At 75.0% G+C, this 24,186-nt stretch carries 19 protein-coding genes; 8 read left to right on the forward strand and 11 right to left on the reverse strand.

Going from position 1 to position 24,186, the window contains the following annotated elements:
* Nucleotides 1-2 precede the first annotated feature (2 nt).
* The 3 genes from WA788_RS28200 to WA788_RS28210 all read right to left on the reverse strand — a co-directional run bounded on the left by WA788_RS28200 (nucleotide 3) and on the right by WA788_RS28210 (nucleotide 8,030).
* Nucleotides 3-3,869 carry an ABC transporter ATP-binding protein gene (locus tag WA788_RS28200; protein WP_335982027.1) on the reverse strand — a complete coding sequence of 1,289 codons (3,867 nt, stop codon included), beginning with the start codon at nucleotides 3,867-3,869 and terminating at the stop codon, nucleotides 3-5.
* Between the two features lie 481 nt (nucleotides 3,870-4,350).
* Nucleotides 4,351-6,399, reverse strand: a complete 2,049-nt coding sequence (locus tag WA788_RS28205; protein WP_335981973.1) for a vWA domain-containing protein — start codon at nucleotides 6,397-6,399, stop codon at nucleotides 4,351-4,353.
* Nucleotides 6,400-6,599: 200 nt separating this feature from the next.
* The gene (locus WA788_RS28210; RefSeq protein ID WP_335981975.1) at nucleotides 6,600-8,030 is read right to left on the reverse strand and encodes a dihydrolipoyl dehydrogenase family protein; all 1,431 of its coding nucleotides are present in this window, start codon (nucleotides 8,028-8,030) and stop codon (nucleotides 6,600-6,602) included.
* Nucleotides 8,031-8,356: 326 nt separating this feature from the next.
* On the opposite strand from WA788_RS28210, the gene WA788_RS28215 reads away from it, so the two are divergent.
* From WA788_RS28215 to lnt, 3 genes are all read left to right on the forward strand, one after another.
* Nucleotides 8,357-8,953, forward strand: coding sequence for a histidine phosphatase family protein (locus tag WA788_RS28215; RefSeq protein WP_335981977.1), 597 nt, complete (start codon nucleotides 8,357-8,359; stop codon nucleotides 8,951-8,953).
* Between the two features lie 129 nt (nucleotides 8,954-9,082).
* Nucleotides 9,083-9,616, forward strand: coding sequence for a DoxX family membrane protein (locus WA788_RS28220; RefSeq protein WP_335981978.1), 534 nt, complete (start codon nucleotides 9,083-9,085; stop codon nucleotides 9,614-9,616).
* Between the two features lie 204 nt (nucleotides 9,617-9,820).
* Entirely contained in the window at nucleotides 9,821-11,401 is a 1,581-nt protein-coding gene (gene lnt / locus WA788_RS28225) for an apolipoprotein N-acyltransferase (protein ID WP_335981980.1), read from the forward strand.
* On the opposite strand, the gene WA788_RS28230 is transcribed toward lnt, so the two are convergent.
* The gene (locus WA788_RS28230) at nucleotides 11,364-12,281 is read right to left on the reverse strand and encodes a Gfo/Idh/MocA family protein (protein WP_335982029.1); all 918 of its coding nucleotides are present in this window, start codon (nucleotides 12,279-12,281) and stop codon (nucleotides 11,364-11,366) included. The genes lnt and WA788_RS28230 overlap by 38 nt on opposite strands.
* A 208-nt stretch (nucleotides 12,282-12,489) precedes the next feature.
* On the opposite strand from WA788_RS28230, the gene WA788_RS28235 reads away from it, so the two are divergent.
* Nucleotides 12,490-12,909, forward strand: coding sequence for a hypothetical protein (locus tag WA788_RS28235; RefSeq protein ID WP_335981982.1), 420 nt, complete (start codon nucleotides 12,490-12,492; stop codon nucleotides 12,907-12,909).
* 65 nt (nucleotides 12,910-12,974) lie between these two features.
* On the opposite strand, the gene ung is transcribed toward WA788_RS28235, so the two are convergent.
* The 5 genes from ung to WA788_RS28260 all read right to left on the reverse strand — a co-directional run bounded on the left by ung (nucleotide 12,975) and on the right by WA788_RS28260 (nucleotide 16,838).
* Nucleotides 12,975-13,658 carry a uracil-DNA glycosylase gene (gene ung / locus WA788_RS28240; protein WP_335981984.1) on the reverse strand — a complete coding sequence of 228 codons (684 nt, stop codon included), beginning with the start codon at nucleotides 13,656-13,658 and terminating at the stop codon, nucleotides 12,975-12,977.
* 90 nt (nucleotides 13,659-13,748) lie between these two features.
* Nucleotides 13,749-14,510: an SDR family oxidoreductase gene (locus WA788_RS28245; RefSeq protein WP_335981985.1), complete on the reverse strand. Its 762-nt coding sequence runs from the start codon at nucleotides 14,508-14,510 to the stop codon at nucleotides 13,749-13,751.
* A 39-nt stretch (nucleotides 14,511-14,549) separates the two neighbouring features.
* Entirely contained in the window at nucleotides 14,550-15,311 is a 762-nt protein-coding gene (fabG, locus tag WA788_RS28250) for a 3-oxoacyl-ACP reductase FabG (protein WP_335981988.1), read from the reverse strand.
* 328 nt (nucleotides 15,312-15,639) lie between these two features.
* Nucleotides 15,640-16,023, reverse strand: coding sequence for a DUF3037 domain-containing protein (locus WA788_RS28255; RefSeq protein ID WP_335981990.1), 384 nt, complete (start codon nucleotides 16,021-16,023; stop codon nucleotides 15,640-15,642).
* Nucleotides 16,020-16,838, reverse strand: a complete 819-nt coding sequence (locus WA788_RS28260; RefSeq protein WP_335981992.1) for a HipA family kinase — start codon at nucleotides 16,836-16,838, stop codon at nucleotides 16,020-16,022. Before WA788_RS28260 ends, WA788_RS28255 begins: the two co-directional genes overlap by 4 nt.
* A 32-nt stretch (nucleotides 16,839-16,870) precedes the next feature.
* Between WA788_RS28260 and WA788_RS28265 the strand changes: the two genes are divergently transcribed.
* Both WA788_RS28265 and WA788_RS28270 read left to right on the forward strand, forming a co-directional pair.
* Nucleotides 16,871-18,994, forward strand: a complete 2,124-nt coding sequence (locus WA788_RS28265) for a S9 family peptidase (RefSeq protein WP_335981994.1) — start codon at nucleotides 16,871-16,873, stop codon at nucleotides 18,992-18,994.
* A 78-nt stretch (nucleotides 18,995-19,072) separates the two neighbouring features.
* Entirely contained in the window at nucleotides 19,073-19,564 is a 492-nt protein-coding gene (locus tag WA788_RS28270) for a Rieske (2Fe-2S) protein (RefSeq protein WP_335981996.1), read from the forward strand.
* 96 nt (nucleotides 19,565-19,660) lie between these two features.
* Here WA788_RS28270 and WA788_RS28275 read toward each other — a convergent pair whose 3' ends face one another.
* Nucleotides 19,661-20,575, reverse strand: coding sequence for a LysR family transcriptional regulator (locus WA788_RS28275; protein WP_335981998.1), 915 nt, complete (start codon nucleotides 20,573-20,575; stop codon nucleotides 19,661-19,663).
* A gap of 72 nt (nucleotides 20,576-20,647) precedes the next feature.
* Between WA788_RS28275 and WA788_RS28280 the strand changes: the two genes are divergently transcribed.
* Nucleotides 20,648-21,685 (forward strand): DMT family transporter, encoded by a 1,038-nt coding sequence (locus WA788_RS28280; RefSeq protein WP_335982000.1) that lies wholly within the window; start codon nucleotides 20,648-20,650, stop codon nucleotides 21,683-21,685.
* Nucleotides 21,686-21,761: 76 nt separating this feature from the next.
* On the forward strand, nucleotides 21,762-22,745 hold the full coding sequence (locus WA788_RS28285; RefSeq protein WP_335982002.1) for a serine/threonine dehydratase: 984 nt from the start codon (nucleotides 21,762-21,764) through the stop codon (nucleotides 22,743-22,745).
* 95 nt (nucleotides 22,746-22,840) lie between these two features.
* Here WA788_RS28285 and WA788_RS28290 read toward each other — a convergent pair whose 3' ends face one another.
* Nucleotides 22,841-24,172 (reverse strand): aminotransferase class I/II-fold pyridoxal phosphate-dependent enzyme, encoded by a 1,332-nt coding sequence (locus tag WA788_RS28290; RefSeq protein ID WP_335982004.1) that lies wholly within the window; start codon nucleotides 24,170-24,172, stop codon nucleotides 22,841-22,843.
* Nucleotides 24,173-24,186 lie beyond the last annotated feature (14 nt).

A 24,186-nucleotide genomic window follows, 5' to 3' on the forward strand; every position in this document is an offset into this window, starting at 1 on the left:
GGTCAGCCGCCCCCGGCGGCGAGCTGGTCGACGGTCGCGGCGGCGCCGTGCTGCCGGAAGGCGTCCCACAGCTTCCGGTACACCCCGTCCGCCGCGAGCAGCATCGCGTGGGTGCCGGTCTCCACGACGGTGCCGCGGTCCAGCACCACCACCCGGTCGGCCCGGGCGGCCGTGGTGAGCCGGTGCGCGACCACCAGCGTGGTGCGCTTGCGGGTCAGCGCCTCGGTGGCGGCCGCCACCCGGCTCTCGGTGGCCAGGTCCAGCGACGCGGTGGCCTCGTCGAGCAGCAGCACGTCGGGGTCGACGAGTTCGGCCCGGGCCAGCGCGAGCAGCTGCCGCTGCCCGGCGGACAGGTTGCGGCCGCGCTCGCCGACCGGCTGGAGGTAGCCGGCCGGGAGCCCGGCCACCATGTCGTGCGCGCCGACCGCGCGCGCCGCGGCCTCCACCTCGGCGTCGGTGGCGCCGGGCCGGCCGTAGGCGATGGCGTCGCGCACGGTGCCGCTGAACAGGTGGGCCTCCTGCGGGACCACGCCGAGCCTGGCGCGGTAGCCGGCCAGGTCCAGCGCGCGCAGGTCGTGGCCGTCGACCCGGACCGCGCCGCTGGTGGGGTCGTAGAACCGCGCGATCAGCTTCATCACGGTGGACTTGCCGGCGCCGGTCGCGCCGACGAGCGCGACCGTCTCGCCGGGCGCGATCCGCAGCCGGACACCGTGCAGCACCTCCTGCCCGCCGCCCCCGGCGTATCCGAAGGACACGTCGTCGAAGACCACCTCGCCCCGCAACTGCCGCACTTCACGCGGGTGTTCGGGTACGGGGGTGGCGGTGGGGGTGCGCATCAGGGTGCGCAGCCGGCCCAGGCCCACGACGGCCTGCTGGTAGCCGTCGAAGACCTGCGAGAACTGCTGGATCGGGGAGAAGAACAGGTCGACGTAGAGGAGGAAGGCGATCAGCGTCCCGGCGGTCAGGGTGCCGGAGTGCACCTGCCCGGCGCCGACCGCGAGCACCGCCGCGGTGGACAGGGTGCCCAGGAACTCCACGAACGGGAAGAACGTCGCCATGTAGCGCTGGGCGCGCAGCCGCGAGTCGCGGAAGGCCCAGGCGAGTTCGGCGAAGTCGGCGGCGTTGCGGCGCTCGCGGCGGAACGCCTGGGTGACGCGGATCGCGGTGACGTTCTCCTGGAGGGCGGCGTTGACCGCGCTGACCCGCTCGCGCGCCTCGTGGTAGGCGGGTACCGAGTGGTGCCGGAAGACCGCGGTGCCCACCACCAGCAGCGGCAGCGCGCCGAGCAGCACCACCGCGAGCCCGGCGTCGATGACCAGCAGGGTGATCAGCACGCCGAACACGGTGAGCAGGCTGACCACGGCGGTGATCAGCCCGGTCTGGAGGAAGTTCGACAGCGCGTCCACGTCGGTGGTCATCCGGGTCATGATCCGGCCGCCCAACTCGCGCTCGTAGTAGTCCAGTCCGAGCCGCTGGAGCTGGGCGAACGTCTTGACCCGGAGCGTGTAGAGCAGCCGCTCGCCGGTGCGTCCGGTGGTGCGGATCTGGCCGATGCCGATCAGCCAGTCCGCGGCGACCACCACCGCCGCGGCCGCGGCCGCCTCCAGCAGCACCCGGCCCGAGTGGTGCGCCACGCCGTCGTCGACGCCCCGGCGGACCAGCACCGGCACGATGATCTGCGCCAGCGCGTCGAGGGCGACCAGCGCCAGCCCCAGCAGCAGCGCCAGCCGGAACGGCCGCACCAGCGGGCGCAGCCCGAAGTGCGGGTCGGCGGCCCGGGTGCGGTCGGCCGGCACGTCCGGGTCGGCCGCGGGCAGCGGCATCTTCGCCAGCCCGGCCAGGAGTTCGGGGGTGGGCGGCGCCGTGCCGAGCACCCCGCCGCCCGGCCCCCGGCCGCGCCCGGCCGTCGCCGAGGAGAGCGAGATCGCCTGCGCGGCGCGCAGCGCGGCGCCCTCACCGCCCGCCGGGCCGTCCTCGCCGTCCGGGCGGCGCCACAGGTGCGCGGTGACGGCGGGGGCCGGGTGCGCCGGGGGCGCGGCCGTCGGGTCGGGCCCGTCGTCGCTCGCGGCCGACAGTTCGGCGCCCGCGGGTGTCCCCAACTCCCCCGATCCGGACGCGTGTTCGGCGGCCATCACGTTGCCGGTCCGATGCTCCCCGGCCGGTTCGGGCGCGTCCACGGCCGACAGCAGGGAGCGGAACAGCGCGGAGCGGGACCGCAGTTCGTCCATCGTGCCGGTGTCGACCACCCGGCCGCCGTCCAGCACCGCGATGCGGTCGGCGAGTTCGAGGGTGGAGCGGCGGTGCGCGATGATCAGCGTGGTGGGGCGGCGGACCGCCTCGTGCAGGGCCGCGTGGATCTCCGCCTCCACCCGGGCGTCGATCGCGGAGGTCGCGTCGTCGAGCACCAGCACCGCCGGGTCGCACAGCAGCGCCCGGGCGAGCGCGACGCGCTGCCGCTGGCCGCCGGACAGCGTCAGGCCCTGCTCGCCGACGACCGTGTCGTACCCCTGCGGGAGGCGCTCGACGAACTCGTCGGCGCGGGCGATCCGGGCGGCGGCCCTGACCCGCTCCTGGCTCGCGCCGGGCTCGCCGTAGGCGATGTTGTTGCGGACCGTGTCCGACAGCAGCAGGCTCTCCTCGAAGACGAACCCGATCCGGCCGCGCAGCGAGTCGAGCGTCAACTCCCGTACGTCGGTGCCGCCGACGCGGACCGACCCGGCGGGGACGTCGTAGAAGCGCGGCAGCAGCGCCGCCGCGGTGGACTTGCCGGAGCCGGCCGGGCCGATCAGGGCGACGGTCTCGCCGGGCGCGATGTCGAGGCTGAAGCCGCGCAGCAGCGGCTGCCCGTCGCCGTAGCCGAAGGTGACGTCCTGCCAGGACAGCGCGGGCGGCTCGTCGGGCAGTTCGCGGGCGCCGGGCGCGTCGGTGATCACCGGTGCCTCGTCGACGACCTCCAGGACGCGTTCGGCGCCGGCCCGGGCCTGCTGCCAGACGGTCAGCAGCGTGGCGACCTGGCGGACCGGGGTGACGAAGGAGCCGAGGTAGCTGGTGAAGGCCAGGAAGGTGCCGAGCGAGATCCGGCCGTGCAGCGCCAGGTAGCCGCCGAAGGCGAGCACCGCGACCTGGCCGAGCGCGGGCACCGCCTGGAGCGCGGGGTTGTAGCGGCTGTTGTAGCGCACGACCCGCAGCCGGGAGGCGAACAGCCGCTTGGCGCGCTGCTCCAGGCCGGCCAGTTCGCGTTCCTCCTGCCCGAAGCCCTTGACCACCCGCACCCCGGTCACCGTCGCCTCGACACCGGAGGCGACCTCGGCGGCCTCCTGCTGGGCGTGCCAGTTGGCGGGGAACAGGTCGCGGCGGCTGCGCAGCGCGATCAGCCACAGCAGCGGGCCGACGACCAGCGCGACCAGGGTCAGCAGCGGGGACAGCCACGCCATGAAGACCAGCGAGACCACGAACATCAGCGCGTTTCCTGTCATGTTCGGCAGGAACTGCAGCAGGGTCTGGATCAGGGTGATGTCGGATATGGAGCGGCTGACGATCTGGCCGGTGCGCAGGGTGTCCTGCTGGGCGCCGCCCAGCCGCAGCAGCGCGGCGAACGCGTCGTTGCGCAGGTCGTACTGGACGCCGAGCGACAGCCGGCCGGCGGTGTAGCGGCGGGTGAAGCCGCCGGCGAAGCGGACCGCGCCCAGCCCCGCGAGCACCACGGTCCACGCGGTGAGCGACCCGGTACGCCCGGAGGCGACGCGGTCCACGACGTGCCGCAGCACCAGCGGGAGCGTCGCCGTGGCGATCGCGACGGCGACGGCGGCGCCGAACGCCATCAGCACGTCCCGGCGGTGCCGCAGGCAGTACGCGCCGATCCGGCGCACCCAGCCGGCCGCGGGCTGCGCCGTACCGGCGCCCGCGTCGTCCGCCCGGTGCGGCCCGTGGTCCTGCGCTGGGCGGCCCGTCACCGGGCGCCCGCCGCCGCGCCGGGCACGGGGGTCCGGCGCACCGGTCGCGGGCGGGCAAGGGCGTGCGGCGGCGGGCAGTCGACCGTGCGGCTCATGGGACTTCGTCTCCTCGGTCACGGATGCGGGTGCGGGTGCGGATACAGCGACCATGCCCGGCGACAGTCGTGTCCGGCTGGACTCGCGCCACCGGGCAAGGCACATCATCATCTATCCCCAACCTTTGAGCGCCTTGACCCGGCGCCCTGAACCACAAACGGCTCACCCCGCCCTTCCACGGCCGTGCCCCGCCGTTGCTGTGCGCCCCCCTGCGCGGTCCGCGTCGGCGTGCCGAGGGCCGGGCGCGCGTCTGTCCGCGCACCCGGCCCCGGGTCCTTCTGCTCCTGCTCGGCCCGCCGGCTCAGCGACGGGCGGGGTGCACCGCCGCGGGCCGCGGCTGGGCCTTCTGCGGCCCGGCACCGTAGCCGTGCTGCCCGCCGTCGTCCGGGCAGCAGGTCACGGTGTTGGTGACGACGAGGTGCTGGTGGTGCGCGGTGAGCGTCGCGTCGTACGGCAGCGGCAGGTGCGTGCCGGCGCCGTCGACGCTGGTGACCTCCGAACCGCCGAGCGTGCAGCCGGGCGCGGTCAGGTGGACGCTCTCGGCCACGGTGACGCGGTCGCCGATGGTGTAGCCGGTGCGGGGGTCGCCCCACGGCTGCGGGGTGGCCCCGGCGCCGCCGGGACCGGTCAAGGTGAGCTGGGCGCTGAGCCCGTCGGGCTGGGTGCCCTCGGCGTACAGGTGGCCGTCGACGTTCCACTCCTTGTCGACGGTGATGTCCGCGGAGTCGTCGGTGCTGCCGACGGGCCGGTTGTAGACGGTGCAGCTGATGGCGGCCTGGCGGGGTGCGTCCACGGTGAAGCCGGGGATCTCGTCGGTGCCGGTGTTCTCCACCGGTACGCGCTGCCCGGTGTCGAGGTCGGTGCACACGGCGTTGCCGCCGTCCTGGGTGACGAGTGCGTAGCCGGGGTGCTGGATCTCGCCCACGGTGACGTCCGCCGAGGGGTTCAGGCCGAAGCCGGGCTGGAAGGTGACGGCGCCGGTGCCGTCGGAGGTGGTGGTCTGCGTGGCGGGCAGGCCGGTGACGCCGGGTGTGGTCGTGGAGGCGTCGAAGGTCCAGCCGGGACCGGCCGGTTCGGCGCCCGTGACGTCCTCGCCGGTGGTGTCCTCGGGCACGATCTGCTTGACGACGGTGAGGCTGCCGGTGCAGTGCTCGAGTGCCAGGGCGCGCAACTGGTCGGCGGCCTGGCCGTAGTCGGTGGTCTGGAAGTAGTCCGCGGCGGTGGTGTTGCCGCCGTCGAAGGCCGTCGGGCCGGAGATGGCACGCAGGTTGAGTCCGGACAGCCCCGCCACGCCGCTGCCGACGCCGAGGGCGATCACCCTGGTGTCCTGGGCCTTGACGGAGTTGGCGGAGAAGATGCCGTTCTCCACGTCGATGAAGTGGGTGTTGGCGCCGTCGCCGTGCAGGCTGCCGAAGCGGGTCGGGTTGCCGTCGGTGAGGACCACGGTGGCGTCGTAGTGCTCCGGTGCCTGGGCGACGGCGTGCAGCGCGCGGTCCCAGTTGGTGCCCTTGCCGAGCGTCCAGTCCGCGTAGAGGCTCTTGAAGGCGGCGGCACCGGCCGGGGTCGAGACCGATTGGAGCTCGGGGTGGTTGGCGTCCACGCTGGTGGCGGGCGACGCCTGGTCGAAGGAGAACAGCGCCAGCCGCGAGGGCGTGCCGGTCAGGGCATCGGTGAACGCGTCGGTGGCCGCCTTCAGCGCGGGCAGCTGGCTGCCGACGGACGCGGACAGGTCGAGGACCACCGCGACGTCCAGCCCGCAGGACTGCGGCAGCGGCGGGTTGTCCCGCGAGGACTGCCAGATGCCGCCCGAGCGGGTGGGCAGCGAGTTGCTGGAGCTGTACATGAACTCGCGGGTGGAGCGGTAGGTCGCCCCGCCCTCCAGCGCCGGCGTCTGGAACTCGTACGGCGAGGCGACCGAGTTCGAGCCGCTGCCGGGGCCGGTGCGCAGCACCGGGTTGGTGTACCAGCCGGCGGGGGCGGCGAGTTGGCGGACCGTCAGCACGCTGCCGTTCTCGGCCTCGCCCGCGCCGGTCTGCGGCACGACGAAGTTGCAGTCCCCGTCGGCGTCGGAGGTGCACTGGGCCCAGGGGGCGTCGATCGGGTCCGCGGCGTCGGCGTCGCGGAAGAGCGCGAGCCGGACCCCGGCCAGCGGCAGGACCGTGTCGGTCGCGGGGTCGCGGTCGCCGCCGGTACGCACCGTCACCACGGAGCTGCCGGGGCCGGGCGCGGGCACGGCGCGGGGCTGGACGGCCGGGCCGCCCGGCGCGCCGACGGCACCCGCGGCCGGCGCGCCGCCCAGGGCGAGCAGCAGTGCGGCCGCCGCGGCGAGATGGGATCTGTACGTCATCATGACCTTTCGCCAGAAACATGCGCGATGACCGTTATGGAATGGTTCGCACGCCGCACCTTAGCTACTCAGCGTCACATCTCCTGGGGGCTCGCCATGCCGCGCACGGACCACGGCGCGGAATCGATGCGTATGGCGGACACGCGCCGATCACACCTGCCGATCCCGCGGGCACCTGCCGGTCACGCGGGCCGCGCGGGCCGTCAGCCGCGGTAGGTCTCCAGCAGGCGCAGCCACACCTCGCTGATGGTGGGGTAGGAGGGGACCGCGTGCCACAGCCGGGAGATCGGCACCTCGCCCACGACCGCGATCGTGGCGGAGTGCACCAGCTCGCTCACCCCGGGCCCGACGAAGGTCACCCCGAGCAGCACCTCGCGGTCGAGGTCCACCACCATCCGGGCCCGGCCGGTGTAGCCGTCGGCGTACAGGCTCGCACCCGCGACCTGCCCGAGGTCGTAGTCCACCGCGCGCACCCGCCGCCCGGAGCGCTCGGCCTCCTGAAGGGTCAGGCCGACCGAGCCCGCCTCCGGGTCGGTGAAGACGACCTGCGGCACGGCGGCGTGGTCGGCGGTGGCCACGGCCGCGCCCCAGGGCGCGTTGTCCACCGGCTGCCCCGTGGCGCGCGCGGCGATCGCGGTGCCGGCCATCCGCCCCTGGTACTTGCCCTGGTGGGTCAGCAGCGCCCGGTGGTTGACGTCGCCGGCCGCGTAGAGCCACCCGTCGGGCACCGCGGTGACCTGGCAGGTGTCGTCGACCGTCAGCCAGTCGCCGGGCGTGAGTCCGACCGTGTCGAGCCCGAGGTCGCCGGTGTGCGGCTCGCGGCCGACCGCGAAGAGGATCTCGTCCGCGGTCAGTTCGCCGCCGTCGTCGAGCCCGACCCGCACCTCGCGGCCCTCGCGCACCACCGACGCCACGGACACCCCGAACCGTACGTCGACGCCCGCCTCCCGCAGCCCGTCGGCGACCATCCCGCCGACGAACGGCTCCATCCGGCCGAGCAGTTCGCCGCCGCGGACCAGCACCGTCACGCGCGCGCCGAGCGCCTGCCAGGCCGTCGCCATCTCCACGGCGACCACGCCGCCGCCGACCACCACCAGGCTCTCGGGCACCTGCTTGGCGCTGGTCGCCTCGCGGCTGGTCCACGGCCGGACGTCGGCCAGCCCCGCCAGGTCGGGCAGCGCCGCGGTGGTGCCGGTACACACCGCGACCGCGTGCCGGGCCGCCAGCCGCACCACACCGCCGTCCGGGGTGTCGACCACGACCTGGCGCGGCCCGTCGAGCCGGCCGCGGCCGCGCACCAGGTCGATGTGGACCGAGTCCAGCCACCCCACCTGGCCCGCGTCCTTCCAGTGCGAGGTGAACTCGTCCCGGCGGGCCAGCACCTCCGCGGAGTCCAGCGGCCCGGCCACGGCGGCGGCCAGCCCCGGCAGCCGGCGCGCGTCGGCCCGGGCGGCCACCGGCCGCAGCAGCGCCTTGCTCGGCATGCACGCCCAGTAGGAGCACTCACCGCCGACGAGTTCGCTCTCCACGACAACCGTGCTGAGCCCGGCCGCCCGGGTCCGCTCGGCCAGGTTCTCCCCGACCGGGCCCGCTCCGATGACGACCACGTCGTATGTGCGGGGTGCGTCGTTCATTCCGGCTCCTGTTGCTGGTCGCTGCCGCTTGCTGGTCACTTGGCCGCCGCCCGGGCGGAACGCTCCGCCCTGCCGCCGCCTCGGCCGCCCCGTGTGCCGCGCGGACCCGCGGGTGTCCCCCGTACGCTGCTTCGATCCGACCGAGAACACGCCGCCGCCGCAACCGGAGCGACCCGCGCGCCATCGTAACGACGCCGCGGGCGGGAAGTCTTTCGGCCGGTCCGCAGTTGTGCCGACGGGTCGGCCCGACGGCCGCGCGGTGGTCGCGGCGGGCGGTCGGCATATGATCACAAACGGGCGCCGCGGGGCGCCACGGGAGGTGTCCGATGGGTGAGCTCGTTCTGATCCGGCACGGCGAGACCGAGTGGTCGCAGTCCGGTCAGCACACCAGCTACACCGACCTGCCGCTCACCGAGCACGGCGAGGAGCAGGCGCGGTCGCTGGTGCCGCTGCTGGCCGGCCGGCACATCGGGTGCGTGATCAGCAGCCCGCTCCAGCGCGCGCAGCAGACCGCGAAGCTCGCCGGCCTGGACCACGTACGCATCGACCCCGACCTGCACGAGTGGGACTACGGCGGCTACGAGGGCGTCACCACCCGCGACATCCACCGCACCCGCCCGGGCTGGGAGATCTGGACCGACGGCGTCGTGCCCGGGCCCGAGGGGCATCCCGGCGAGAGCCCCGAGCAGGTCGGCGACCGTGCCGACCGGGTGCTCGCCCGGGTCGAGGCGGCCTTCGCCAACGGCGAGGGCGGCGACGTCGTCCTCGTCGCGCACGCGCACTTCCTGCGGGTGCTCACCGCCCGGCGGCTCGGCCTGCCCCCCGCCGACGGCGCGCTCTTCCAGCTCGCCACCGGTACGGTCAGCCGGCTCGGCATCGAACACGGCCGCCATGTGCTGACCTCCTGGAACCGCCTGCCGTAAGCCGCCCGCCGCGGCGCCCCCCGTTCGCCCGGACAGACCGCCTGGCGCGGCGCGATGCCCGCCGGGCCGCACACACTGGCCGGGTGGGCCCTTCGACGACCGGGCCCGGGCGAACGAAAGGACGCGGTCATGGGAACGGCGTACCGCAAGGACATCGGACTGCTGGCGCTGCGTCTGGGCGCGGGGTCGGCGCTCTTCGCGCACGGCGCGCAGAAACTGTTCGGGTGGTTCGGCGGGGGCGGGCTCGACGCCACCGCCGGGGCCATGGAGCACATGGGTTTCCGGCCCGGCAAGCCCGCGGCCGTCGCGGCGGGGCTCGGCGAGGCGGGCGGCGGCGCCCTCCTCGCACTCGGCCTGGCCACCCCCGCGGCCGGTGCGGCCGCCGCCGGGGCCATGGCTGGGGCCGTCGCAGTGCACGCCCCGGCCGGGTTCTTCGCGATGTCCGGGGGCTTCGAACACCCGGCGCTGCTCGGCTGGACCGCCGCGTCCCTCGGGCTGTCCGGGCCCGGGCGGCTCTCCCTCGACCACGCCACCGGCCACTGCCTGGACCGGCCCTGGGTGATCGCCGCGGCGTTCGGCGCCGCCGCACTCGCCGCGGCCGCCGTCGTCACCACCCGCGCCCGCGCAGTGTCCGAAGACGCCTCAGCGGACGCCTCGGCCTGACCCACCCGGCGGACCCGTCCCGGGAGTGCCGGGACCTTGCGGTCCGCCGTGGCTGCTCGCGCCGTTCCCCGCGCCCCTTGGGGCGCGAGCTTCTTTCGCGGGAAGGCCCGAGCAAAATCAGGGGCGCGGGGAACTGCGCGACCAGCCCCCACCGGCAGGTGGTCCCGGAGCCGACAGCACCACCCCACCCGGAGGGAGCCGCGGATGAGCCCGACAGGCACCCTGCTCCCGGGTACGCGAGGGTGGAGCCGCGGAGTGGCCTCCGCAGTGGCGGGCGCGGTGCCGGCGCTGACTTTCCCGGCACCGTCCCTGTGGTGGCTCGCCTACCTCGCCCTGGTCCCCTGGCTCCTGCTGATCCGCTCGGCGCCGAGCGCCCGGCGCGCGGCGCTGGACGGGTGGTTCGGCGGCGCCGGCTTCATGCTCGCGGTCCACAACTGGCTGCTGCCGAGCATGACCGTCTTCCTCCCGGTGCTCGCCCTGCTGCTGGGCGCGCTGTGGGCGCCCTGGGGCTGGCTGGTCCGCCGCCTGCTCGGCGGCGCCCCCGCGGTGGGCGCCGCCCTGGTGCTCCTGCCCAGCGGCTGGCTGCTGATCGAACTGGTCCGCTCCTGGCAGTACCTCGGCGGCCCCTGGGGCCTGCTCGGCGCGAGCCAGTGGCAGGTCGGCCCGGCCCTGCGGCTCGCCTCCCTCGGCGGGGTGTGGCTGGTCAGCGCGGCGCTGGTGCTGGTCAACACGGCCGTCGCCGTCCTGTGCGTGCTGCCGTCCGCGCGCCGTGCCGCCGCCGCGACACTGCTCGCCGCCTCGGTGGCGACCGGCGCCGTATGGCTGTGGGCGCCGCGCCCGCACGCCACCGCGCCGGTCCGGGTCGCGGTCGTGCAGCCCGGGGTGGTCGAGGGGCCGGCCGCCCGGTTCGCCCGCGAGGTCCGCCTCACCCGGCGACTCGCCGGCAGCCGCCCCGACCTGGTGGTGTGGGGCGAGAGCAGCGTCGGCGTCGACCTGTCGGACCACCCGGGCACCACCGCGACGCTCGCCGCGCTCTCCCGCCTGGTCGGCGCCGACCTGCTGGTCAACGTGGACGCCGAACGCGCCGACGGCACCGGCATCTCCAAGACCTCCACACTCGTCGGCCCGCACGGCGTGACCGGCCCGACGTACGACAAGATGCGGCTGGTGCCCTTCGGGGAGTACATCCCGATGCGGTCGCTGCTGGGCTGGGCCACGTCCGTGGGGAAGGCCGCCGGGCAGGACCGCAGGCCGGGCCGCCGGCAGGTGGTGATGGACACCGGGGCGCTGCGCTTCGGGCCGCTGGTCTGCTTCGAGTCGGCGTTCCCCGACATGAGCCGCCACCTGGCCGCGGACGGCGCGCGGCTGCTGGTCGCCCAGTCCTCCACCTCGTCGTTCCAGGGCAGTTGGGCCCCGGCGCAGCACGCCTCGCTCGCGGCGCTGCGGGCCGCGGAGACCTGGCGGCCGATGGTGCACGCCACCCTCACCGGGATCAGCGCGGTCTACGGTCCCGGCGGCGCGCCCGTCGGGCACCGGATCGGCACCAGCGGCGGCGCCACCGCGGTGTACGAGGTGCCGACCGCCACCGGGACGAGCCCGTACGTGCGGTTCGGCGACTGGGTGCCGCGGCTGGCGCTGCTGCTGATGCTCGCCGCCGGGGCCGTTGAAGGGGTCCGCGCGCTGCGCCGCCGGGCCGCCGGGGCCGGTCCGGTGGGCGGCGAAGGGGTCCCCGCGGACGTGGCCGCGCTCAGGCGGTCGCCGGACCCGGCACGGGACTCCCGGTGATCTCGGCGACGATCCGCTCGCACAACTCGTGGGTACGCAGGGCGTCCCGCGCGTCGAGGGGGGTGCCGGCGCGCACCGCGTCGAGGAAGGCGAGCGCCACCTGCTCGATGCCGCGCTGCCGCGCCACCGGCACCCAGTCGCCGCGGCGCCGCACGGTCGGCTGGCCCTTGTGGTCGACCACCTCGGCGAGGTTGAGCACCTGGCGGCGGGCGTCGGCGCCGCTGACGTCGAGGGTCTCCTCGGTGGAGCCGCTCATCCGGTTCATCGACCCGATCGCGGTGAAGCCGTCGCCGGACAGGTGCACCACCACGTGGTGCAGCAGCCCGTCGCGGACCCGGGCGGAGACGCGGACCTGCTCGATCGGGCCCGGCGCCAGGAACCGCAGCGTGTCGGCCACGTGCACGAAGTCGTCGAAGACGGCCGTCCGGACCTCCTCGGCGAGCCCGACCCGGTTCTTCTGCATCAGGATCAGGTCGCGCGGGTGGTCCAGGCACTGCGCGTACCCGGGCGCGAAGCGGCGGTTGAAGCCGACCGCCAGCGGTACACCGCGGGTGCCCGCGAGGTCCACCAGACCGCGCGCGCCGTCCAGGTCGTAGGCGAGCGGCTTGTCGACATAGGTGGGGACGCCCGCCTCGATCAGGCGGGTGCCGATCTCCACGTGGTGGGCGGTGGGGGCGTGGACGAAGGCCGCGTCGAGGCCCTGGTCGAGCAGCGCGTCCAGGGTGGGGTGGCGGTGCGGCAGCCGGTAGGCGTCGCCGACGGCGGCCAGGGTGGCGGCGGTCCGGGTGTGCAGGTGCAGTTCGAGGCCCGGCTGCGCGGCGAGCACCGGGAGGTACGCCTTCTGCGCGATGTCACCGAGCCCGATGACGCCGATCTTCAGGGGGGCGCTGCCGTCGCGCGCTGCCATCCGTGCTCCTGGTGCCGTGCGGTGCCGTCGTCAGTCCTACCCGGCCGGGCGGTGCCGGGCCGGTGCCGTGCTGTGTGGTGCCGTGCCGTGCGGTGCCGTGTCCGGGCAGCATACGGGGGCGCCGCATGTTCACCCCTGCGGGGAATACCCGGACGGTCGCGGGTACGGCACAGTGGCGCGGGTGCGTGGCCTCTCCCCGTTCCTGCCCCCGGTGTTCGCGCTGTGCGCGGTGCTCGCGTCCGCCGGGTGCACCACTGTCTCGCCGCAGCCCGGAGCCCCCGCTCCCGCGCCCTCGGCGTCCGCGCCGCCCGCCCGGACCGCGCGGCCCGACGACGCCCGGGTGGCGTCGACGCCCGCCCACCGGGTGCTGGCCACCGCGCGCCCGGACGCCCCCGCACCGGATGCGCGGCCCACCGCCAGGGCCGTACCGGCGCCGGCTCCCCCGCGCCCGGCGCTGCGGCCCGCCGTCCCCCGCCTCAAGGGGCCGGCCCGCCCGCTGCTCCCGACCGCGCCGGACGTGTGCGGGCTCGGCGAGACATACGGCGGGTGGGCGCGGGGCGGGCGGGCGTCCTCGATCTGCCACGAGGTCTACCGCCGCTGACCGCCCGCGCCCGCCGCCGGTGCCCGCTCCCCCGCTCAGCGCCGCCCGTACACCACTGCCCCCGCTTACGCCGACGCGAGGTCGGGGATGCGCCAGTCGATCGGCTCGTGGCCCTGGGACTTCACCGCTTCGTCGATCTGTGTGAAGGGGTGGCTGCCCAGGAAGAGCTTCGCCGACAGCGGCGAGGGGTGCGCGCCCTCTATGACGGTGTGGCGGCCGGTGTCGATGAGCGGCTTCTTCTTCTTCGCGTAGTTCCCCCACAGGACGAACACCGCCGGGTCCGGGCGGTCGGAGACGGCGCGGATCACCGCGTCGGTGAACTTCTCCCAGCCCTTGCCCTTGTGCGAGTTGGCCTCGCCCTCACGCACCGTCAGCACCGCGTTGAGCAGCAGGACGCCCTGCTCGGCCCACGGCATCAGATACCCGTTGTCCGGCACGGGGTACCCGAACTCGTCCTTGAGCTCCTTGAAGATGTTCCGCAGCGAGGGCGGGGTGCGCACCCCGGGACGCACCGAGAAGCACAGCCCGTGGCCCTGACCCGCGCCGTGGTACGGGTCCTGACCGAGCACCAGCACCTTCACCTTGTCGAACGGTGTGGCCTCCAGAGCGGCGAACACCTCGTCCTCGGGCGGGAAGACGTGGTGTTCGCGCCGCTCGGCCGCGACGAAGTCGGTGAGCTGCTGGAAGTAGGGCTTGTCCAACTCCTCGCCGAGAACGGCCTGCCAGGAGTCGGGCAGCATGCTGGGCACGTCGGGAACCTCCGGTACGCGATCGGTTTCACTGCCCCCGAAACTACCGCGCCCCTCTGACAATCCGGTCCCCGTCGGCATTCCGCCCGGTCAGACGCCCGCTTTCAGGAACAGGCCGCCGTCGATCACCAGGTTCTGCCCGGTGATCCACGCGGCCTGGTCCGACAGCAGGAACGCCGCCGCGCCGCCGATGTCCTCGGGCACGCCCAGCCGCTGCATGGGGTAGCCGGCCGCCGTCTCCTCCTCGTGGCCCTCGTACAGGGCCGCGGCGAACTTCGTCTTCACCACCGCGGGGGCGATCGAGTTGACCCGCACCTTGGGCGCCATCTCGGAGGCGAGCTGCACGGTGAGGTTGACCATCGCGGCCTTGCTCATGCCGTAGGCGGCGATGAACGGCGAGGGGGCGATCCCGGCGATCGAGGCGATGTTGACGATCGAGCCGCCGTTCTCCTTCTGCCAGGCCCGCCAGGTCTGCTGCGCGAAGCCGAGCGCGGAGAGCACGTTGGTCTCGTAGACCTTGCGGGCGACCCCGAGGTCGAGGTCGGTGAGCAGGCCGAAGACCGGGTTGGTGCCCGCGTTGTTCACGAGGTGGTCGATCCGGCCGAACGCCTCCATCACGCGGGCGACGGCCGCCTCCTGGTGCGCCTGGTCGTGGGCCTTTCCGGCCACGCCGATCACCCGGTCACCGCCGCCCAGCCGCTCGACGGCCTCCTTGAGGGCGTCCTCGTTGCGGCCGGTGATGCAGACGCGGTCGCCGCGGGCGACGAGCGCCTCGGCTATCCCGTACCCGATGCCGCGGCTGGCACCGGTGACGATCGCGGCGCGGCCGCTGTCCGGGGGGAGTTCAGTCATGTCCTGGTACGCCTTCGCTGCTGGTGGAGGGTGACGCGGTCAGTCGAGCGGGCCGCCGGCCACGTACAGCACCTGGCCGGAGACGAAGCCGGCCGCGTCGCCGGTGAAGAACGCGATCGCGCCCGCCACGTCCTCGGGGCGGCCGACCCGCTGCACGGGGATCTGGGTGGCCGCCGCGGCCTGGAACTCCTCGAAGCCCATGCCCACGCGGGCGGCGGTCGCCGCGGTCATGTCGGTGACGATGAAGCCGGGGGCGACCGCGTTCGCCGTGACGCCGAACTTGCCGAGCTCGATCGCGAGGGTCTTGGTGAAGCCCTGCATGCCCGCCTTCGCGGCGGCGTAGTTGGCCTGGCCGCGGTTGCCCAGCGCCGAGGAGGAGGAGAGGTTCACCACGCGGCCGAACTTGGCGTCCACCATGTGCTTCTGCACCGCGCGGGTCATCAGGAACGCGCCGCGCAGGTGGACGCCCAGCACCGTGTCCCAGTCCGCCACGGACATCTTGAAGATCAGGTTGTCGCGGAGCACGCCCGCGTTGTTCACCAGGATCGTGGGCGCGCCGAGCTCTTCGGCCACCCGGGCGACGGCCGCCTGGACCTGGGCCTCGTCCGACACGTCGGCGCCCACGGCGATCGCGCGGCCGCCCGCGCCCGTGATCGACTCCACGGTCCCCTTGCAGGCGTCCTCGTCCAGGTCGATCACGGCGACGGCCCGGCCCTCCGTGGCCAGCCGCACCGCGGTCGCCGCGCCGATTCCGCGGGCGCCGCCCGTGACGATCGCGACGCGCTGCTCGGTGGTGGACATCTTCGTCTCCTCAACCTCGGCCGGTTGGCACGCCCGCCCTCACATGAGCGACCGCTTAGTAGGTCACGCCCCGAACCGTAAGAGGGGGCGCTGACGCTGTCAACAGGACCCCCGGTCCTGCCCCGTCCTGTCGGTTCCGGGACCTTGCGGTCCGCTGTGGCTGGTCGCGCCGTTCCCCGCGCCCCTTCGGGGCGCGAGCTTCTTCCGCGGGAAGACCCGAGCGACAACAAGGGGCGCGGGGAACTGCGCGAACAACCACCGCGGACCGCAAGGTCCCGGCACCCACAGGACCGGGCAGCCCGGGGGGAGGGGCGGAAGAGCACTCCGCTCAGCGGACGAGGAGGGCGAGGAGGCGGTCGGCCTCCTTACGGGCGTCCTGGGTGAGGCCGGTGTGGATCGGCCCGGGCTGCACGATCGTGCTGCGCGGAGCCGTGAGCCAGCGGAACCGCCGCCCGGGGTCGTCCTCCCCCGCCTGCCCAGCGGCAGCGCCCCCCGCACAGATGCCCTCGTAGCCGCGCAGCGCCGCCTCGACGCCTTCGACGTCGACGTCCGGGTCGAGGCAGCGCAGGCGCGCGACGTCGAGGTGGACGCGGGCACCGACGTACGCCTGGGCGCGGCAGTACACCAGCACGCCCGCGTTGATCAGTTCGCCGCGCTCGATCCGCGGCATGACGCGCACGAGCGCGTACTCGAAGACGTCGCGCCCGCTCATTTCGCGTTCTTCCCCTCGACCCAGGTCCGCAGCCACTCGGGTGGCGGTTGCTTCGCCTTCTGGCGGGCCGTGGTAATGCGCTCGTGGATGTCCAGCGCCCGGGCACCGAGGAGTTCGCGGTAGGCGGCGCGCACGTCGTCGGGCGCGTCGAACCCGGGCTCGTCGACCAGCCACTCGTCGGGCACCTGGGCGGTCACCTCGGTGAGGAGCGGCTCCGTCACCTGTGCGGCCAACTCCGCCGCCACCGCCGCGGGTTCGGGTGAGAAGCGGGAGAGCGCGTGGTCGGTCGCGTCGTACGGCTTGGCGGAAGCGGCCTGCGCCGACTTCCAGTTGTGGTGCCAGATGAGCGAGGCGCCGTGGTCGATCAGCCACACGTTCCGGTGCCAGACCAGCATGTTAGGATTGCGCCACGACCTGTCCACGTTGCCGATGAGCGCGTCGAACCAGACGATGCGGCTGGCCTCCTCGGGTTCCATGGTGAACACCAGAGGGTCGAAGCCGAGCGAGCCGGGCAGGAAGTCCATCCCGAGGTTGAGGCCGCCGCTCGCCTTGAGCAGGTCCTGGATCTCCTGGTCGGGCTCCCCGAGTCCGATCACCGGGTCGAAGTCGAATCGCACCAACTCGGGCACCCGCAGCCCCAGTCGGCGGCCGAGTTCGCCCGCGATCACCTCGGCGACCAGCGCCTTGCGCCCCTGGGCCGCGCCGCTGAACTTCACGACGTAGGTACCGAGGTCGTCGGCCTCGACCACACCGGGCACCGAACCGCCCTCACGCAGCGGCGTGACATAGCGGATGCCGGTCACTTCTCTCAACATCCCCCCAGGTTAGCGGGGTGAAGACTGCCCTTATGGACACGATCACCGATCACCGCGACTTCCCCCGCCAGTTCGCCCGCACCCAGCGCTTCTCGCTGGGCGTCCCGCAGGCCCTCACCCTCTCCCCCGACGGTTCGTCGGTTCTTTATGTGCGCACCCGCGGCCCCGAGGACCGCGCCGGCTGCCTGTGGCGGCTGGACGCCGACGGCGAGCGCCTGCTCGCCGACCCGGCCGCGCTCGCGGACCCGGGCGGCGAGGTGCCGCCGGAGGAGCTGGTCCGGCGCGAGCGGGCCCGGCAGCGCACCACCGGCATCGTCGGCTACGCGGCCGACCGGGCGGTGCGCCTGGTGGCGTTCGCCCTGGACGGCGCGCTGTGGACCGCCGACCCCGCGGGCCTCAGGCCGCCGCGCCGGCACCCCACCGCCGGGCCCGTGATCGACCCGCGGCCCGACCCGACCGGCCGCCGCGTCGCCTATGTGACCGGCGGCGCGCTGCACGTGCGGGACCTGGCGACCGGCGCGGACCGGGTGCTCGCCGCACCGGAGAGCGGCGAGGTGGCGTACGGCCTGGCCGAGCACGTGGCGGCCGAGTCGATGCACCGCCACCGCGGCTACTGGTGGGCGCCGGACGGCGAACGGCTGCTGGCCGCCCGGGTGGACACCGCGCCGGTGGCGCGCTGGTGGATCGCCGACCCGGCGGACCCGGCGCACCCGCCGCGCGAGACGGCCTATCCGGCGGCGGGCACCGCGAACGCCGAGGTGTCGCTGCACCTCCTGGACGCGGACGGGTCGGGCCGCCGTACCGAGGTCGTCTGGGACCGGGCCGGCTTCGAGTACCTGACGGCCGTCTCCTGGGACGCGCACGGCCCGCTGCTGAGCGTCCAGAGCCGCGACCAGGGCACCGTACGGGTGCTGACCGCCGACCCGGCGACGGGGGCGACACGGCTGCTGCACGAGCAGCGCGACCCGAAGTGGGTGGAGTTGGTGCCCGGCACTCCCGCGCGGACCGCGTCCGGCGCCCTGGTGCACACCGAGGACGCGGGCGGCACCCGCTTCCTTGCGGTCGGCGGCGCGCCCGTCACGCCCGAGGGCCTCCAGGTGTGCGAAGTGCTGTCCGTGGACGGCGAGTCGGTGCTGTTCACGGCGTGCGACGAGCCGACCGAGGAGCACCTGTGGTCGTACGGGCCCGAGGAGGGCGCGGTCCGGCTGAGCGAGGGGCCGGGCCTGCACACCGGGCAGCGGGCCGGCGGCGCGCTGCTGCTGTCGTCGCTGACCGAGGGCGGCCGCGACATCCGGGTGCTGCCGCCCGCCGGGGCGGCGGGGTCCGGGGGTGAGCTGCGGGTGCCGTGCCTGGCGGCCCGGCCGGTGGTGACGCCGCGGGTGACCTGGCTGCGGGCGGGCGAGCACGCCGTCCGCACCGCGCTGCTGCTGCCGTCCTGGCACCGGCCCGGCTCGGGCCCGCTGCCGGTGCTGCTCGCGCCGTACGGCGGCCCCGCGCTGCGGCTGGTGGTGCGGGCGGCGACCTGGCCGCTGGCCGAGGCGCAGTGGTTCGCCGAGGAGGGCTTCGCGGTGGTGGTCGCGGACGGCCGCGGCACCCCGGGGCGAGGTCCGCGGTGGGACAAGAGCGTGTACAAGGACACGCTGGAGGTGCCGCTCGCCGACCAGGTGACCGCGCTGCACGCGGCGGCCGCGCACTGCCCCGACCTGGACCTGGGCCGGGTGGCGATCCGCGGCTGGAGCTTCGGCGGCTCGCTGGCGGCGATGGCGGTGCTGCGCCGCCCGGATGTCTTCCACGCGGCGATCAGCGGCGCCGCCCCCAGCGACCAGCGGCTGTACGACACGCACTGGCGCGAGCGGTTCCTCGGCCACCCCGACGATGACCCGGAGGCGTACGACCGGTGCTCGCCGATCACGTCGGCGGCGGCGCTGGAGCGGCCGCTGCTGCTGGTGCACGGCCTCGCCGACGACAACGTGGTGGCCGCGCACACGCTGCGCCTGTCGGAGGCGCTGCTCGCCGCGGGCCGCTACCACCAGGTGCTTCCGCTGTCGCACGCCACGCACGGGCCGAGCGATCCGGTGGTGGTGGAGGGGCTGCTGCGACACCAGGTGAAATTTCTTCGGGACGCGTTGAACACCGCGCCGCGGGCGGCCGTATGAACGGGTACGCGTGACAGCACGCTGCCGGGCGGCGAGGGCCCCGCCGTCCGGTCCGACCCATGAACAGGATGCAACCCCATGGCAGAAAGCTCCGGAATCCCCGAGTCACCGACCCGCCGCGGCGTTGTCGCGGCGGCCGGTGGCGTGGGCCTCGCCGCCGTCCTGACCGCCTGCGGTTCCGGCTCCTCCCACTCCTCCGACGACGCCGGCGGTTCCTCGGCCGCGCAGGGCTCGACCGGGGCCGCGGGCTCCGGCACCCCGTCGGCCGGGAGCGGTGCGGGCGGCACGTCGCTGGGCAAGACCTCGGACATCCCGGTCGGCGGCGGCAAGGTCTTCGCCGACCAGAAGGTCGTGGTGACCCAGCCGAGCAGCGGCCAGTTCAAGGGCTTCTCGGCGGTGTGCACGCACCAGGGCTGCACGGTCGCGAAGGTCGCCGACGGGGTGATCGTCTGCCCGTGCCACAACAGCACCTTCAAGGTGGCCGACGGCTCCGTGGCCAGCGGCCCGGCCACCTCGGCGCTGCCCGCGAAGAACGTCACCGTGTCGGGCGGCGAGATCACGCTCGCCTGACTCCCGAACGCCGGTCCGGGTTCGCGGGGCGGGCCCCGAACCCGGACCGGCCCACCGGCCGGTCCTGCGGATGGCCGGCCGGCGGCCGCCCGCGGCTCAGGCCGCGGGCGGCCGGTGACCGCCCGCGGACGCCCGCAGCGCGTCCACGGCGACGCGGATCGCCGGGCGGCGGTCGGCGTCCTCGCGCCAGACCGCGTACACATGGCGCCGCATGGTGTGGCGGACGGGGATGATGTGCACCCCCGGCGGCACCGGGTCGCGGCCCAGCCGCGGCATGACGGCGACCCCGAGTCCGGCGGCGACCAGCGCGAGCACGGTGGCGTGCTCCTCGGCGTGGTGGGCGACGCGCGGCTCGATGCCCTTGCCGCGCAGCGTGAACAGCAGCCACTCGTGGCAGAAGCCGCCGTCCGGCCAGGCGATCCACTCGTCGCCGGCCAGTTCGTCCAACGCGATCTCGGCGCGGTCCCCCAGCGGGTGCCCCAGCGGCAGCGCGACGTCCACGATGTCGTCGAAGAGCGGCGCCTTGGCGAGGCCGCCGGGCAGGGACAGCGGTTTGTTGTACCAGTCGAGCACCACGGCGAGGTCGATGTCGCCGCGGCCGAGCCGCGCCAGTGCGTCGTGCGGCTCCATCTCGTGGACGACGGTGCGCAGTTGGGGGTGGGCGGCGCGCAGGTGGGCGAGCGCGGCGGGGAACAGCCCGCGCACCGCGGTCGGGAAGGCGGCGGCGCGCAGCTCGCCGACCGCGGCGCCGCGGTGCGCCTCCAGGTCGGCGTGGGCGAGTTCGACCAGCGACAGTATCCGTTCGGCGTGCCCGGACAGCAGCCGCCCGGCGTCGGTGAGCCGCACCCCGCGCCCGTTCTTCCCGAGCAGCGCCTGCCCGGTCTCCCGCTCCAGCTTGGACATCTGCTGCGAGACCGCGGACGTGGTCACGTTCAGCGCGTCGGCGGCGGCGCTCACCGAGCCGTAGGTGTCGATGGCGTGCAGGATACGGAGCCGTTCGAGGGACAACATGTAAGTGATTCTACGGTGTTCGTGCAGAAAAACTCGCTTGTTCTACGACGTCGTAGCGGTCATCGTGGAGCCATGACGACTTCCGCCCGTCCCGGCGCGGCCGCCGACCTGTCCGCCGCGCCGTCCGCCGGGTCTCCCGCCGCGCCGTCCGCCGCACCACTCGTCCCGGTGCCTGCCGCGGCCCTCCCCGAGCCGGTCCCCGCCGCGCGCCTGCCGCGGCTGGGGCGGCTGCTGGACTGGCGGGTGCGCTTCACCGCGCTGGGCCTGGTCTGGGGCTTCAGCTTCCTCTTTATGAAGGTGGGGAACGAAGCGTTCGCGCCGCTCCAGGTCACCCTGGGCCGCCTGGTGTTCGGCGCCGCGGTGCTGGCCGTCGCGGTCGCGGTGAAGCGGGAGCGGCTGCCGCGCGGGGCCCGCACCTGGCTGCATCTGTTCGTCGCCGCCATCCTGCTCAACTCCCTGCCGTTCACGCTCTTCGCCACCGCCGAGCAGAGCATCCCGTCGATGCTGGCGGGGATATGCAACGCGGCCACCCCGCTGTTCTCGATGCTGGTCTCGCTGGTGGCGCTGTCGGAGGACCGGCCGTCGCGGCAGCGCTTCGCCGGGGTGGGCCTGGGCTTCGCGGGCGTGCTGACGGTGCTCGGCGCCTGGCAGGGCTTCTCCGGCCAGGACCCGAAGGGCACGCTGATGGCGCTGACCGCGGCGCTTTGCTATGCGGTGGGCTGGGCGTATGTGCGGCGCACGCTGAGCACCACCGGCAGCTCCCACCTGGCGATGTCGGCGAGCCAGTTGGCGCTTGCCGCGCTGCAACTCCTCGTCATCACCCCGCTGTTCACCTCGATGCCGTCGTCGTTCCCGGTGAGGCCGGTGCTCGCGGTGCTGGCGCTGGGCGCGCTGGGCACCGGAGCGGCCTTCCTGGTCCAGTACGGACTGGTGGCGGAGAAGGGCCCCACGATCGGGTCGATGGTCACCTACCTCATACCGATCGTCGCCACCGCCGCCGGCGTGCTGCTCCTCGGCGAGTCGCTGAGCTGGAACGAACCGGTGGGGGCCGTGGTGATCCTGGTGGGTGCGGCGCTGACCCAGCGGCGGCCCAGGGACGGCCGGGCGTAGCGTGTCGGTGCGGCGCGCCTCCACCCGCGACCGGCCGCCGCCCGCCCTCACGAACCCCTATCGCTACGGAGCCCAGGTGCACGAGATCAGTTACGGAGACGTCAAGGCCGCCGCGGACCGGGTGGCCGGCCGGGTCCGGCCGGTGACGGTCGTCCCGCCCGCGGGCGGCGCGCGGGACCCGCAGGAGCCGCAGGTGTGGCTCGCGCTGGAGTACATGCAGCACACCGGCTCCTTCAAAGCGCGCGGCGCGCAGAACTTCCTCGCCGCCCACCGCGAGGCGGGCACCCTTCCCGAGGCCGGCGTCTGTATCGCCAGCGGCGGCAACGCGGGGCTGGCGTGCGCCTGGGCGGCCCGCCAGCAGGGCCTGACCGCCACGGTGTTCCTGCCGGAGAACGCCCCGGCGCTGAAGGTGGCCAGGCTGCGCGGCTACGGCGCGCAGGTCCGGCTGGCCGGCACGCAGTACGCGGAGGCGCTGGAAGCGTGCGAGCACTTCGCCGCGGAGTCCGGGGCGCTCGCCGCGCACGCGTACGCCGACCCGTACGTCAGCGCCGGGGCGGGCACCTTGATGGAGGAGATCCACGCGCTGGTGCCGGACCTGGACACGGTGGTGGTCTCGGTGGGCGGCGGCGGGCTGTTCGCCGGGGTCGCGGCGTCCGCGCGGCAGCACGGGGTGCGGGCGGTCGCGGTCGAGCCGGAGCACTGCCGGGCGCTCAACGCGGCGCTGGCGGCGGGCGAGTTGGTCGACGTGGAGGTGGCGTCCGTGGCCGCCGACGCGCTCGGCGCGCGCCGCGCCTGGCAGGGGGCGCTGGCCGCGGTGCGGCAGCAGGACGCGCGGTCGGTGCTGGTCGGTGAGGAGCAGATCGTCGCGGCCCGCCGACTGCTGTGGGAGGAGCGCCGGATCGTGGTCGAGCACGCCGCCGCCACCGCGCTGGCCGCGCTGCTGCCGCCGGGCAACCCCTCCCACGGGTACCGGGCCGCGCCCGGGGAGAAGGTCGCGGTGGTGCTGTGCGGGGCGAACACCGACCCGACGGACCTGCTGGCCCCGGCCGCCGCGCACTGACCGCGGCGGCCCGGCGCCCGCCGCGTGCAGGAAGGTCGGCGTGCAGGGAAGCCGCCGCATGCACGGGAGTCGGCGCGCCCCCGAGCCGGCCGGGCTCAGCCGAAGCGGCTCGCCCCCGGGGAGTGCAGCACCTCGGCCACGGCGTCGGCGAGCGGCTCGATGTCGGCCGGGCCCAGCGGGGAGACGGTGATCCGGATGCCCGGTGAGGAGTCGAGCCGGAAGCGGGCGCCGGGTGCGACGGCCCAGCCGCGCTGGAGCAGCCCGGCGACGGCGCCGGTCTCGTCGGCCACCGGCGCCCAGACGTTGAGGCCGCACCGCCCGTGGGCGGCGATCCCGCGCGCGTCGAGCGCCCCGATCAGCGCGTCGCGGCGTACGGCGTAGGAGCGGGCGGTACGCACCGGGTCCACGGCGTGCTGCTCCCACAGGTGCACCACCGCGCGTTGCAGCAGGTGGCTGACCCAGCCGGCGCCGAGCCGGTGCCGGCCCCGCACCCGGGCGACGGTGACCTCGTCGCCGGTGAAGACCGCCAGCCGCAGGTCGGGGCCGTACGCCTTGGCGGTGGAGCGGATCAGCGCCCAGTGGTCGGTGGCGCCGGACAGGCAGTGCAGGGGCAGGTCCACCATGCCGTGCAGGTGGTCGTCGTCGACGACCAGGACATGCGGGTGGGCGGCCAGCAGGGCGCGCAGTTCGGCCGCGCGGGGCGCGGACAGGGCCGCGCCGGTGGGGTTCTGGCCGCGGTCGGTGACCAGCAGGGCCCGTACCCCGGCGGACAGCGCGCGCTCGACGCCGGCGGTGCGCGGCCCTTCGTCGTCGACGGCGACGGGCACCGCGCGCAGCCCCATCGCGGGTACCAGGTCGAGCACGCTGCCCCAGCCCGGGTCCTCCACGGCGACCGCGTCGCCGGGCCGCAGGTGGGCGGTGAGGACGCGTTCGATCGCGTCGAGCGAGCCGGAGGCGAGGCCGATCGGCCCGGCGGGCACCCCGTCGGCGTCCAGGGCGGCGCGGGCGAGGTCGGCGAGGTCGGGGTCGACAGCGGTGCTCCCGTACAGGCCGGGGGCGATGGCGTGGTGGGCGGCGGCCGCGGCCAGGGCGTCGGCGAGCGGCGGGAGCAGCGCGAGGTCGGGGTTGCCGGTCGACAGGTCGCGGGTGCCGGCGGGGACCTCGATCCGGATGGCCGCGCGCGGCGCGACGGCCGGGCGCTCCCGCACCCGGCTGCCGCGGCGCCCGGCGGTCTCGATCACACCGCGGTCGCGCAGCAGCCGGTAGGCGGCGGCCACCGTGTTGGGGTTCACCGCCAGTTCGCGGGCGAGTTCACGCAGCGGCGGCAGCAGGGCACCGGGCCCCAACGCGCCCGCGCCGACCGCGCGTTCGATGTCGGCCGCAATTGCCGATGCGCCGCGCCCGGTGATTGAGTATTCTCCTAGCACAAACGACAGTATGC

Origin of the sequence: Streptomyces sp. CA2R106, from assembly GCF_037034245.1 — a bacterium.
GTDB lineage: Bacteria > Actinomycetota > Actinomycetes > Streptomycetales > Streptomycetaceae > Actinacidiphila.